Consider the following 13,086-nt stretch of genomic DNA (forward strand, 5'->3'; position numbering starts at 1 on the left):
ACCTGTCATGACGCATGTCGTGACCGAAAGCTGCATCAAATGCAAATACTGCGATTGCGTGCTCGTCTGTCCCGTGGATTGCTTCCGCGAGGGGCCCAATTTTCTCGCGATCGATCCGGACGAATGCATAGACTGCACTTTGTGCGTCCGGGAATGCCCGGTGGGGGCGATTTTCGCCGACGACGACGTCCCCGAAGATCAGATGCATTTCATCGCTCTGAACGCCGAACTGGCCAAGGCATGGCCGACGATCACCGACAAAAAGGGTCCCTTGCCCGATGCGGAGACTTGGGGCAAGGTCAAAAACAAATTGCATTTGCTGGAGCGTTGAACGGGCGCATTCCGGGGCGTTTCAGCCGTTCGAGAAAATGTTCAATCCGTGACTCTCACCACGCCGGCGCCTTCCCGCATTCGCCCGATTTGCCGAGCGTGGCCGAAGCCCTGTTGGCAGAACAGAGCGAGGACTTCGCCGGCGCAGCCCTTTTCGCAGGCGACCAACAAGCCGCCGCTGGTCTGAGGATCGCAGAGCAGCTTGCGTTGCCATTCGGGCAAGCCATCCCCGATCTCGACCGACAGCCCGTAACTGTCCCAGTTGCGATTCGCGGCGCCGGTGGCATAGCCTCGGCTCGCCAAATCCGCGGCCACATCGATGAGCGGAATATCGCGAAACGCGATATCGGCGCCCAGGTTCGATCCTCGACAGATTTCCAGGAGATGTCCCAGGAGACCGAAGCCGGTGACATCGGTCATGGCATGAACGCCGTCCAGTTCCCCCAGCGTCGCGCCCACGCTGTTCAGGCGAGTGGTGTGTTCGATCATCCGGGCATAGCCCGCATCGTCCAATTCGCCTTTTTTCAAAGCCGCGCTCAAAATGCCGATACCCAGCGGTTTCCCGAGAATCAGCGCGTCGCCCGACTGAGCCCGGTCGTTGCGCTTCACTTTGTCCGGATGGACCAACCCGAGCGCGACCAGCCCATAGATGGGCTCGGGCGCGTCGATGGAATGGCCACCGGCCAAAGGGATGCCCGCGGCTTCGCACACCGAGGCGCCCCCGGCCAGGATCCGGCGGACGGTCGACACCGGGAGTTTATCCACCGGCATGCCGACCACCGCCAAAGCCAAGATCGGCTTGCCGCCCATGGCATAAACATCCGAAAGCGCATTGGTCGCGGCGATGCGGCCGAAATCATGCGGGTCGTCGACGATGGGCATGAAGAAGTCGGTGGTCGCGACGATAGCCTGCTGATCGTTGAGCCGGTAGACCGCGGCGTCGTCGCTGCTGTCGGTGCCGACCAAGAGGTCGGGAAACCGGCTCGGCAGGGGCAGTTCCGCCAACATCTGCGAGAGTACGGCAGGCGCGATCTTGCAGCCGCAACCGCCGCCGTGGGAAAGGGTGGTCAATCGAATTTCGGTCATGGATCACTCCTAGGAGCGTGAAAAAACACCAAGCGCCGTCCTACATGAAATTTCGCGTGTGCAGACTCGCCAATCGCTCGGCTTCAACCTCGTCGAAACCGAGCCTGCAAAGGCGCAGGCGCCGGCCCTCGGCCATCTCGGATTTCAGCGCCTGCACCCTTTCGAAGCCGGCCGCGATCGCCGCGGGGGACCACTCGCCCGCCGCCAGCAGCACCAGGGCATCGAATACCTCTTCGTTCAGGCCGGCGGCACCGGCGGACAGCGTATCGTGCCGTAACTCGACGGCGTTGGCTAACCGCGCGCGCAGCTCGGGCTCGCTGTTCAGACGGCGGAACAGATGCCCCATTCCGAAGGCGACGTGGCGCGCTTCGTCGCGCGCGGCAAGCCGGGCGATCCGCCGGGTCACCGGATCGGGCGCGTGGACATGGAGAAAATTGAGCAGGTTGACGAACGTTCCTTCTCCGAGCACCGACAGCAAGAAGGCGGCGACTGAAAAATCGGGTTCATCAACCAACGTCTTCAGCGAGAGCTGGCCGCCTGCGGTGGACAAGGCCGGCTCCCGCCCTTTCAGCCGGGCACGTTGCGTGAACACCTCCACATGGCGCGCCTCGTCCGCCACTTGTATGGCCAGCAACTGCACGATCTCGCGGTAATGCGGATGAATCCGGCCGAGGAACCGGGCGGGCACCAGCAGCGCGGCGTTTTCGTTCTCGATCAGATAGGTCATGACTTGCACGACCGCGTCCTCGACTTCATCCGGCAACTCGAACGGCGCGCTCCAATCCACCGCAGTGTCCGGATCCCACTGCGAGGCGAGTGCCTGTCGGTAGAGATCCGCCGCCTCGTCCGCCCAGATTTCGTGCTTGCGATCCAACGCGAAACCCCATTCCGGCCCGCCGGCCTCCACCGTCGAGCCGCGCGCGGCCAAGCCCCAGCCGGCCTTGGCGTGTTCGGCCACGGCGTCCGGCGAGCGGGGATCGGACCGGCCGGAACGCTCCGCGCCGCGCCAGCGTCCGGTCTGATAGCCGCCGCGCACGATCAGCGCGCTCCCGTCCTCATCGAAGCTCGCGCCATGGCCTTGACTTCGGCACCATGCAGCAGCGTGGGCGCGAAACTCCGGCGCCTCGGAGAGAACGCGGAGGGTTGCGCCGACGGGAAGGCCCGCCAGGGCGTGCTTCACGAGCAGATGCGCGCCCCGGTCGAAGCCCAGCGCTTCAATATCGATAGTCGGCGGCGAGGATGCGTCCATCGGCGGCATAAAAACCTTGTTCGTCCACCGCTCGCTCGAGCAGGGCGTAACCCGTAGTACGTCCCGGCAGCCATTGCCTGAGGCCTTCCAGTTCCAGCAAGGGGCGCACCGCCGGATCGTCCCAGGACATCGCTAGCAGTAGTTCCACGAAGCGGTCGACCAGTTCCGTCGGCGCGCCAGGGCTGACGGTGAAGTTGCAATGATCGTAGGCGTCGGTCTGCGCCAGGATGCGGGTGCCGCCGGCCGGAAGGGTGCCCTCGGTGGTAAACGCGAGATGATTGCTATCGATCATGCAGGCGGCATCGATTTCGCCGCGCATCAGCGCCAGGGCGGCATCCCGCTCCCCGCCGATATGATCGCCGTGTTTGCCGCCGAGCCGGTCGAAGCGACGAGCGGTGAAATCCCGCCCGGCCTGCAAGCCGTGACGGCTCAGGTGTCCCAGAGGAATCAGCGTCGCCTGGGGCGAGTCGATGGCGCCGAAACCGACGGTCTTGCCTCTGAGATCGGCGAGCGATTCGATGCCGGCTTCGGCACGAACCACGATCAGCGAGGTCAGGTCTCGATCGGTGTCGCGCATAGCCACGGCCGAAACGGCGATGCCGCGCGCCCTGGCCAGGCGCTCGGCCCGCACCCAGGCCAGCGGCGAGTTCCACGCCAGATGGATGGCGCCCTCGAATTGCGCCTCGACCTGGCGTTCGTAGTTGGAATAAAGAATGTAATCGAAGGCCAGCCCGCTTGCGGCGAAATATGCCTTGAAGCCCTCCCAGATCGTCACCACCTTGGGCGCGTAGGCGACCGCGCCCATGATCAAAGTCTCAGGCATAGGATTCCCTCAGAACAGCGGCAGGCCGCACACGTCCTTGCCGATAAAGTCGAACAACAGGTCGGATGTCGGCGCCATCACCGAGGCCGCGCGGGCGTCGCGAAACACGCGCTCGACGGCGAGATCCTTGCGGAACGCCGCGCCGCCGCACACGCGCATGGAGATATCGGTCACTTCCAGCGCCGCCTCCGCCGCGGCCGCCTTGATTTCAAGCACCCGCAACTGGGCATCCTGTCGCTTCCCGGCCAAAGCGTCGATAGTATCGTCCAGCAGCGTCCGGACCATATCGGCCCGAATACGGGCCCGTGCCAGATAGGCGCGCAGAGTCGGCAATTCCGCGAGGCTGGAACCGAGGTGATCCAGGCGGGAACGGCTGACATGGGCGGAGGCGCGGCTCAGAGCCGATTCCATGAGCCCGAGCGAGCAGGATGCGCTCAGCACCGAGAAAATGGGCAAGACGGTATCCATCATGATGGCGAAGCCCTCGCCGTCGCTCCCGAGCCGCATGGAAGACGAAACCCTGGCTTTATCCGCCGTCATCGGCGCCGACGCATTGCCGCGCAGCCCCAGCCCGTCGAACGGCTTGGTCTGTGCCAACCCGGGACTGTCAGACGGCACCAGCCAGATCGTGCTGGCACCTTCCGCGGCAACTGGGCGGGAAGACCACACGTAGGAATCGGCCTCGGCCGCCGAGGTGACCATGGTCTTGGCGCCGGTCAGCAAAACATCGTCGCCATCGGCCTTCGCCTCGCTCAGCGGGGCCCAAAAATGGCTGCGCGAGCCGGGTTCGGAAAAAGCCAAGGTGGAAAGATGGCGGCCCGAAGCGATCTCGCGACGCAAGGCTTCGTTTCCGTATTTCTCGATGACCGCCGTGGCGCAATAGTGCATGGTGACGATCATTGCGGTCGAACCGCAAGCCTCTGCCAGGCGCGACACGACACGGCTGGCATCGGAGAGCGTCCCACCGAGACCGCCGACTTCCGGCGCGCTGATCAGTCCGAGCAGCCCGGCTTTGCCCAAGGCTTCGAACGCGGGGCGCGGGAACAAGGCTTCGCGGTCGACCGCTTCGGCGGCGGGCTCGACGACGGATTCGACGATAGTTTCGAGGGATTCGAATGTCTTCATGGGCAGACCTGCTACATGAAACGGGGGCGCACATTGTCACACGAAACATGCGTTCCCGCAGCATGATGACAAGTCAGGCCATCCGTGGGCACATTATTTATGGCGGGAAAACCCCCGGCTCTGCCGGGGGGATTCGCAAAGTTTGACATTTCCGGGAGTCAGGTATTCTCCCAATTTCGCTGGGCCGTCATTCCGGCAGGACAGCCGGTTTGCGCGCATCGCGCCCGAAGGGTGCCGGGCAGGACCGCCCGGCAGAATCCAGTTCACAGGGATTGTGAATGGTCGAAACCATCCGTGGTCACTGGACCCCGGGACTCCAATCGCAAACGGTGTCTTCGGGAGCACCGAAGCCATCCTTCCCTGCCGGGGTGACGAGATGGCTTTTACCCGACGGCGGTCAGGCCCCTTTGAGGGGCCAGTCGTCGAAAGCCACCGGCTTTGCCGGTGGATCATTACTGGTGAATTCCTTATGGTCCGCCTTCAAGACCGGCACATCCAACGGGGGTATTTAGCGGACGTACGCCGGCACGGTCCCTCGCTACCGAGAGCCAACCGAAATGGCGGAAGAGAACGGGAGTCGAACCCGCCCGAGACCGTCTCACGGCCTCAACCGGTTTTGAAGACCGGCCGCCCCACCGGGGACGATGCTCTTCCGGCAAAGGCACGCATTTTACCGAAAGTATTCGCAGATCGCGCCTGCCTGGACAATCCTGCGTGGCGGGGAAATGAAGCGGATGCCGGCTCGAATTCGTTTTGGCGCCTTGGGCCTGAATGGCCGTGGCGTGCCCATGGTTTCCGTCAGGTATTGTGTGAATTCCGCGGCAGCTTCGATGGTGTTCGCCAACCCTGTATAGCGGCTTTGTAGGATGCGGTGAGGAACGAACCGCATCGTTCGCGATTGATGCGGTTCCTATCGTCACCGCATCCTACGGCCCTGATGGGTGCTGAAGATCCATACTCGATGGGTCGCACACATCATCCAAAACTATGATGGCTAATACAAGGCCTTAAAAATGCCAAAAAATAAGCTCATTACTATCCTCCACAATTAACGTGTTCCGTCGAGGGAGTGGATAGATATCATCTTCTCACTCACCTTGTGGAGTTAGTGAAGAAAAGATGCGCGCCGCTGGGCAAGAGTCCGGGCAGGAATACCGCTGGACCCTTGCCGATAGCACATTTTGTGGGTGTTCCGTCAAAGGCCCCTATACACGCCCCATGCTTCCGACATGCTTAGTCATGTAGTGCCCATAAAAGCACTTTGTCCAGTAATCCCTCGCTTTACCGACGACAAGCTTGACAGCGAAGCTGCGGCTGCTCCACCATAAAGAGGGATTTCCCTCTTCATGCCATCATCGAGGCCGCCATGTCAACAAGCATGTTCTATTACACGGAATTAGTTAAGGACTATCGAAAAGTATTTAATCAAATTAAACCAGAATATTACTATTCTGTGATTTTTAGAAAAGGTGGGAGGCAATACAAAATACTCAGGTTATCAATATTTGATCCTCTATTAGATGACGAGAATAATTTCCTTAAAGTCACCTCACGAGAATTCAAAGATAATACAGCGTTTTATTTAAACTTTGTCCGCTACACACTATCAAACTTAATTGTAACGGTTAATGGAAAGCCAAAGTGGGTGGTAGAGCCAAGGCTAGGATTAGTTAAATATATGTTGAATAATCTTAATATTGTGTCACGCAATGACCTTAAAAATCTTTTGTTAAATGGCCACTTACCAGCACTGCTTGGCGGAAATCCAGAGGAACTTAGGCGGGAAGCAACAGAATTACAAAAAAAATACAAATCCATCTCGGATGAGAAGTCAATGGCACAATCAGAGAAGGCAAGATTGCAAGATAAGATAGGAGTTCTGAGCAGGCAATTAGAAGAATTGCGCAAAAAATACCGTGAGGTTTGTAATCCTCAACTTCATTAGACGGTTCGTGACAAAACGTCTAATTTCCTACGGCGTTTCTACCTCAAGGCGTTCTCAATCAACTGCGTCACTTCCTGAGAAATCCGCTCGATGTGCCCCTTGCACAACAGGCGGAGCACGTGAAAGAAGGTATCGCCCTCTTTCTCGATAAAGTGCAGCCAATACGGGAAGTCGGCTGTGAGATCGGCGAACCACTGCCGTATTTCAGGAATCTCCGCCGTCTCGCGCGGGTCGTCGTCCCATCCGGAGAAGTAGAACGCCAATCGGCCCTCAAACCGTTCGGCGTTCTCCCGCGATTCAGCCAGAGGCGAAAGCACTTCGAGCATGGGAGCGATATTGCCGCTCGCAACCTGCTCGTGAGGGAAATCGATAACCAGCAGTTCTTGCTTGGCCGGAAACAGCCGGGCGAGCGGGTACTTGATACTGTGAGCCATCAGGTCAGGGGAAGAATGCGTCTCTTGGACGTGGAAGCGCCGCCGTCATCCTCCGGGCGACCACGCCGGATTTCCCGCCATTCCCAGCCGCCCTCCTCGCCGTTAAGCGTGAGGATCGCATCATAGTTTTCAAGGCGCTCATCACGGCCCCGTCGTCCCAGTCGCCCGAGTGTCAAGTAGGTGATCCCGTGGTCCGCCAGAATCTTCAGCATTCGACCGCCTCCCTCTGGATCGAGATCCGTGCCCGGATGATAGAGCATGGCGAAACGGGGCGAGGCCAGCAGGATTCGGGCGAAGGAGGCAAGCTGTTGCTCACGAACGGAGAGCAGGCTGTCCCAATCGTGCTCGGCATCCAGACCTCCAGCGTGGGCCAGCAAAGCTTCTAGACCCAAGGTGCGGAGCGTATCGACGATCCGATCGTCTCGGATAACCTCCTCCGACGGGCTCGGAGTCAAGGCTTGGCGCAGGGTACCAGGCGGCAGATAAGGACGCTCCGGCAGGAAGAGGATGCGGTCGAGCGGCGGCCGAATGACACGCCCGCTGCCTGTGTCCCAAATGCCCGCCGTGGCCTTGAACAGCGCATCCTTGGCCGTGTCATTGGGACCCGTGACCAGGACCCGGGTCCCATAGGGGATAACGAGGGAAAGATCCCGGACCAACACCTGCCCGTCGGTCGGCGAACGCAGGGTCACCCGCTCATAGATCACTTGATCGCCACCCTCGCAGACGTCCAGCCCCGAGACGGTTTCCGTTTGCGCCAGTTCGATGGCGTACCACAAGTTGATGAGGCGCTGAACCACTGCGGCGAAGGAAGAGATCGATTGAAATTGGGTGATGATGAGCGAGAACGCCCCGACCAGCATCGCGAAGGCCATCGCCGATTGCGTAATGACGCCGAACTCGACCTTCCCTTGCATGAACAGCGGCGCCACGAGCAGGATGGGAATGATCTGGATGAGATAATTGTAGCCGGTCGTAAAAAAGCCCAGATTACGGTTTACGGTGATGATCTTTCGGAAATTCGCCACGATGGCATCGAACTGACGCATAAGGCGGGGCAAGAGCCGATCTTCCTGATGCAGCAGCGCCACCGATTCGGCCCGCTCGCGCACATGGATGAGGCCGGAACGGAAGGCGGCCTCCCGGTCGAGTTGGGTATCGTTGAAATCGATCAGAGCACTCCCGAGGCGGACCGTGAGCAGCGAGCCGATAAGCGCGTAGAGCACCGCCGCGACGAACAGCAGTGGGCTGATCGTCCACAGCACGCCGGAGAACGCTACGATCGTGAAGAGTCCGTTGAGCAGCAGGAGGGTGAATGACAAGGTCGTCATCGTAAAGGCGCGCACATCGTCGGCGATACGCTGGTCGGGATGCTCGATCCCGCTGCTTCGGATCAATTCGTCATTCAGGCGGTGATAGGTAGGATATTTGAGGTAAAGCTCGACCAAGCGCCGCGTCATCCAATCCCGCCACAGTAGGCCCAGGCGCTCCTCCGCGTAGCGCAGGCACACCGCGACGAGGGTGGACGCGGCGAACACGGCGACATAGAGCAGCGCCTGACGGCTATAGGCATCGAGGTTCCGATCGGTGATCGCCGTCATGAAGTCCCGCCCCACATAGCTGTTCACGATATTCAGGCCGTTAATGCCCAAAAGCAGTCCGATGAGCAGTGCGAACAGCCCTACGGCCTTGCCGCCGACTGCGGAAGCCGCAAAACTCCGGATGAGCCGGACCAAGAGCCCCCAGCCTTGCTCGTTGATGGGAATGTGCAACATAGCGTGTTCTCTCGATGATCCCAGCGGAAAGAAAGTGCCGGCGAGAGGCCTGACTGTTCAGGCATGAAGGACGTCACGGGGTCGGCAGATCGCTGGATGGGCCGAAATCCGACTGGGTCCATAGGCTTCATCCAGGAAGCGGACCGCCTCGCCTTCATGAGGCCCATCCCGACCTCTCGTTTCCGCCGCCGTTCCTGCCCGGCCGAGGACAGGCGGGTACTTGATACGGTGCGGCATGGCGGTTCGCATCATATGGCATAGTATGATATGAAATGACATTATACTCTTACCGGCTCATGCCCTCGCCGCTGCCGCTGGCTCCGCACGGTGGCGAGTTGTTTCACGGCCTCGGCGTAGGACGCGAATGGGGCACGCCTCACCTGCCCCATAGGTGACCCACGACGACCCCATATCTGGGTCAACACCCAACTGCCCCACAGGTCTTGCTGTAGGGCGGGTTAGGCGCGCATTGCACTGAGCCCGCAATGTTCCCCGGTGGTATCGCGCGCCGTAACCCACCGGACAAGGCCGCGGAATCGATGGGTTACGGCGCGTTCATAGCCCAGTGACCGCCAGAAAACGTTTTTTGGTACGCGCCTAACCCACCCTACGTAATGTTCACTTGAATGCCGAATGGAATAAGGGACTTAGCACTGACATGAGACCGGCAAAATCCCTCTTCGGCAATCCGTGACAGGCGCCGCCGTTTAACGAGTATCCGGCCTTTTTGTTTCCCAGTGGAAGCCGGAACAGGCTAATCAATGTTGGCGCGGGGCCAAGGGGTCAGAATTGCAACCCGTCGTTGCGCAGCAGGTGCGCGTCGCGCAGGCGTCGGGTCAGGCCGACGCGGTCGAAGTATTCCAGAATGTGGATGGCCAGCTTGCGGCCGGTGCCGATGCGGTCGCGGAACGCGGCGGCCGTTACCGTGCCGTCGGGCGCTTCCCGGGCGAGGTCGCGGACGATGTCGGCCAGCGCGACGACGGCCGTCCGGTCGAAGTAGTGATCGTGGGCGACGCGGTAGACGCGGCCCATGCGCGCCGCCTGCATCAGCAGCCTCCGCACCGCCGTTTCGTCCAGGGATTCGGCGCGGGCGATATCGCGCACCCGCGGCGGCTGGAAAGGGTGTTCCAGCAGCAGGGGCGCGATCCGCCGCCAGATCTGTTCGTCCTTTTCGGAAAGGGTGATTTCGTGCCCCGGTAAATGCCACCACGAGCCCTCCCGCGCGCACAGCCCTTGTTCGAGCAGTTCGGCCAATAGCTGTGCGAAAACCGTCCGTTCCAGCCGCGGGGCGGTCCGCAGGCGCAGTTGCTCGGCGTTGAGCCCCAACGAGTCGGGCACGTCTTCGTGCTCTTTCCCGAGCGTCTCGATCACGGCCCGTTTGAGCCGGCGCCAGTGTTCCGGCGCGAAGGCAATCGGCTTCGTTCCTGCGACACGCCGCAGTTCCAGATTTTGGCAGAGATCGTTTAGTTCACCCGACGTCAGGTTGGCGTTGGCGGCGAATCCCTGCAAGTCCACCCCGTTGGGCGACACCGCGAGCAGCGCCCGCAACATGGCCTGTGGGTCGGCCTGCTCCCAGGCGGACAAGGTTTCCAGGCGCTGCGCGGTGCGTCGGCCGCGTGCGGGCGGCCGGGCATCCAGGGCCCGTCCGCCGGCGAGCGTGCGCCGCGCGGACGCATCGCGGAGGATGCAACGGTCGCCGTTGACGGCGCAAGTGGGTTTGTCCAGAACCAATTGGGCGAGAGCGCTGCCGCCCGGCTCCAAAGGCGCGTCCTGCAACAAGGCGACCCGCGCGGTGGCGTGGAACGCGCCCAGATGGACATGCACGGGCGTCCAATGCTTCAACGGCCTGGTTTCGCTGGCCAACAGCCTGAGCCGTACGTCGAGGCGGGTCGTCGGCAGATGGAGTTCCGGCGCCAGCACCCAATCGCCCCGCTGCACCTCGCGTTTTTCCACGTCGGCCAGATTGAGCGCGCAGCGCTGCCCGGCCAGACCCGCTTCGGCGGCGCGGTTCTGGGCATGGATGCCGCGCACCCGAACCGGACGGCCCGAGGGCGAAAGCAGCAGCCTGTCGCCCACGGCGACCCGACCGGAGAAGACCGTGCCGGTGACCACCGTGCCCGCGCCCGCCACGGTGAAACAGCGGTCGACCGCGAGCCGGAAGCCACCTCGGATGGTCCTTGCGCCGAGACTTGCGGCGGACGTCTCCAGATGGACGCGCAGTTCGGCCACGCCGGCTCCCGTGACGGCGGAGAGCGGAAACAGGGGACAGCCTTCGAGTCCGGTGCCGCCGAGCAGGGCGCGGATTTCCCCGGCGACCTGGGCGATGCGGTCCGGGTCGACGAGATCGGTCTTGGTCAAGGCGACGGCGCCGTTCCGGATGCCGAGCAGGTCGAGGATTTGCAGATGTTCCAGGGTCTGGGGCATGGGACCGTCGTCCGCCGCCACGACCAACAGGGCGAAGTCGATCCCGGTCGCTCCCGCCAGCATGTTGTGGACGAATTTTTCGTGGCCCGGCACATCCACGAAGCCGAGGATTTCCCCGTTCGCCAGAGGCGTGTAGGCATAGCCCAGGTCGATGGTCATGCCGCGCGCCTTCTCCTCCGCGAGACGGTCGGCGTCTACCCCGGTGAGTGCCTTGACCAGGGCGGTCTTGCCGTGGTCGATGTGGCCGGCGGTGCCGATGATCATGTCAGAGCGTATGTGAGAAGCTGCTGCGCGACCCGACGGTGGTGTCGCGCGGTGCTCGACAAATCGGTCGGGAGCCGATTTGGGCGCGAAGCGCCTCGGCGAGGCAAAGCCCAGGACGGGTTTTGTCCAATCCTCATGTACTTCAGTACACTCCGGTTTCTGCGCTCCGGGCTCCTTGCCCTCGGGCCGCTCGCTACACTTCTCATACACCCTCTCAAAGCTTCAGCAAGGCCAACTGACCGAGGAAGGCCGGCTCGTCCTCGAGACAGCGAAGATCGAAGCGCAGGGCGCCGTCCTCCAGCCGGCCGACGACGGGAATGGGCAACTCGCGGAAAGCTTGGGCCAGACGGTTCAACGCACGTCCGCCGCCCCTACCCTTCGGCTTGAGAACGAGGCAGGCGCTGGGCAGGCGGTCCACGGGCAGGGAACCGCTGCCGATCTGGCTGCGGCAGGGTTCGATGGACACCTCGGCATGGGCGTTCAGGGCGGCCCGCACCTTCGGCAGAATACGCTGTGCCAGTGTCCGTATTTCTTCCTCCGACCGCGTCAGCAGGCGCAGGGTCGGCAGGTGCCGGGTCAACAGTTCCGGGCTCCGGTACAGTTTGAGCGTCGCTTCCAGCGCGGCGAGGGTCATCTTGTCCACCCGCAGGGCGCGTTTGAGCGGATTGCGCTTGATCTTGCCGATCAGCTCCTTGCGGCCGACCAGTATCCCGGCTTGCGGTCCTCCCAGCAGCTTATCGCCGCTGAAGGACACCAGATCGGTGCCTTGGGCCAGAGCCTGCTGCGGGGTCGGCTCCCTGGGCAGGCCATGGGCGCTCAAATCGATCAGGGTGCCGCTACCCAGGTCCTCGACGAAGGGCAGGCCCTTTTCGTGGGCGAGTTCCGCCAACTGTTCCTCCGGCACCGAGGCGGTGAAGCCCTCGATGGCGTAATTGCTGCGATGCACCTTCATGATCAGAGCCGTGCGCGGGCTCAGGGCTTCGGCGTAGTCCTTCAGGTGAGTGCGGTTGGTGGTGCCCACTTCGCGCAGCTTCGCGCCGGCCCGGGACATGATGTCGGGAATGCGGAAGGCGCCGCCGATCTCGATCAGCTCGCCGCGGGATACGATCACTTCCTTGCGCACGCCTAAGGTGTTCAGCAGAAGAAAGACCGCCGCCGCGTTGTTGTTGACGACCGTCGCGGCCTCGGCCCCGGTCAGTTCCCGAATCAGGCCGTCGATATGGTCGTCGCGGTCGCCCCGGCGGGCGCCGGCGAGGTCGTATTCCAGGTTGCTGGGCCGGGCCAGCACCGCCAGCACGGCCTCGACCGCCGATTCCGCCAGCAGCGCCCGCCCCAGGTTGGTGTGCAGCACCGTGCCGGTGAGATTGAACACGGGGCGCAGGCTGGGCACGAAGCCGGCTTCCAGGCGTTTTCGGCAATCGGCCACGAGCCGCGCCGTGTCCAGGTCCTGAGCGGGCTGTGCTTTCAGCGCCTCGCGCCGCTCCGCCAATTCGGCCCGCACGGCGGCGGCGACGGCGGTGTGTCCGTAGCGATCTTTCAAGCCGGCGATGTCGGGATGTGCCAATAGGCTGTCCACGGAAGGTAGGCGGGCATACGGGTTGTCGGGGAGGGACATGGCGTTCTTTCGGCGG

General features: G+C 62.2%; 11 protein-coding genes and 1 tRNA gene. 2 read left to right on the top strand and 10 right to left on the bottom strand.

Features of this window, described 5'->3' with window-relative positions; all coding sequences use genetic code 11:
- The first annotated feature begins 7 nt into the window (after window positions 1–7).
- Complete coding sequence (fdxA, locus tag ACWJKU_RS16765; RefSeq protein ID WP_454144104.1) at window positions 8–331, top strand: ferredoxin FdxA; 324 nt, start codon at window positions 8–10, stop codon at window positions 329–331.
- 41 nt (window positions 332–372) lie between these two features.
- Here fdxA and selD read toward each other — a convergent pair whose 3' ends face one another.
- The 5 genes from selD to ACWJKU_RS16790 form a co-directional block, all read right to left on the bottom strand.
- Window positions 373–1,416, bottom strand: coding sequence for a selenide, water dikinase SelD (selD, locus tag ACWJKU_RS16770; RefSeq protein ID WP_454144106.1), 1,044 nt, complete (start codon window positions 1,414–1,416; stop codon window positions 373–375).
- 40 nt (window positions 1,417–1,456) lie between these two features.
- Window positions 1,457–2,674: a hypothetical protein gene (locus ACWJKU_RS16775; protein WP_454144108.1), complete on the bottom strand. Its 1,218-nt coding sequence runs from the start codon at window positions 2,672–2,674 to the stop codon at window positions 1,457–1,459.
- Entirely contained in the window at window positions 2,631–3,488 is an 858-nt protein-coding gene (locus ACWJKU_RS16780; RefSeq protein ID WP_454144110.1) for a phosphate/phosphite/phosphonate ABC transporter substrate-binding protein, read from the bottom strand. The genes ACWJKU_RS16775 and ACWJKU_RS16780 overlap by 44 nt, the downstream gene beginning before the upstream one ends.
- Window positions 3,489–3,497: 9 nt before the next feature.
- Window positions 3,498–4,613: an acyl-CoA dehydrogenase family protein gene (locus tag ACWJKU_RS16785; RefSeq protein ID WP_454144112.1), complete on the bottom strand. Its 1,116-nt coding sequence runs from the start codon at window positions 4,611–4,613 to the stop codon at window positions 3,498–3,500.
- Between the two features lie 558 nt (window positions 4,614–5,171).
- A tRNA-Sec gene (locus tag ACWJKU_RS16790) sits at window positions 5,172–5,267 on the bottom strand.
- A gap of 712 nt (window positions 5,268–5,979) precedes the next feature.
- Between ACWJKU_RS16790 and ACWJKU_RS16795 the strand changes: the two genes are divergently transcribed.
- Window positions 5,980–6,558: a hypothetical protein gene (locus ACWJKU_RS16795; RefSeq protein WP_454144114.1), complete on the top strand. Its 579-nt coding sequence runs from the start codon at window positions 5,980–5,982 to the stop codon at window positions 6,556–6,558.
- A 38-nt stretch (window positions 6,559–6,596) separates the two neighbouring features.
- Here ACWJKU_RS16795 and ACWJKU_RS16800 read toward each other — a convergent pair whose 3' ends face one another.
- The 5 genes from ACWJKU_RS16800 to selA all read right to left on the bottom strand — a co-directional run bounded on the left by ACWJKU_RS16800 (window position 6,597) and on the right by selA (window position 13,070).
- A complete protein-coding gene (locus tag ACWJKU_RS16800) occupies window positions 6,597–6,992 on the bottom strand; it encodes a chlororespiratory reduction 6 domain-containing protein (protein WP_454144116.1) in 396 nt (131 codons plus the stop codon).
- Window positions 6,992–8,767, bottom strand: coding sequence for an ABC transporter ATP-binding protein/permease (locus tag ACWJKU_RS16805; RefSeq protein ID WP_454144118.1), 1,776 nt, complete (start codon window positions 8,765–8,767; stop codon window positions 6,992–6,994). Before ACWJKU_RS16805 ends, ACWJKU_RS16800 begins: the two co-directional genes overlap by 1 nt.
- A 278-nt stretch (window positions 8,768–9,045) precedes the next feature.
- Complete coding sequence (locus tag ACWJKU_RS16810; RefSeq protein WP_454144120.1) at window positions 9,046–9,156, bottom strand: hypothetical protein; 111 nt, start codon at window positions 9,154–9,156, stop codon at window positions 9,046–9,048.
- A 394-nt stretch (window positions 9,157–9,550) separates the two neighbouring features.
- Entirely contained in the window at window positions 9,551–11,455 is a 1,905-nt protein-coding gene (gene selB / locus ACWJKU_RS16815) for a selenocysteine-specific translation elongation factor (RefSeq protein ID WP_454144122.1), read from the bottom strand.
- 214 nt (window positions 11,456–11,669) lie between these two features.
- Window positions 11,670–13,070, bottom strand: coding sequence for an L-seryl-tRNA(Sec) selenium transferase (gene selA, locus ACWJKU_RS16820; protein WP_454144124.1), 1,401 nt, complete (start codon window positions 13,068–13,070; stop codon window positions 11,670–11,672).
- Window positions 13,071–13,086 lie beyond the last annotated feature (16 nt).

The sequence above is a fragment of the Methylocaldum sp. MU1018 genome, assembly GCF_053646775.1.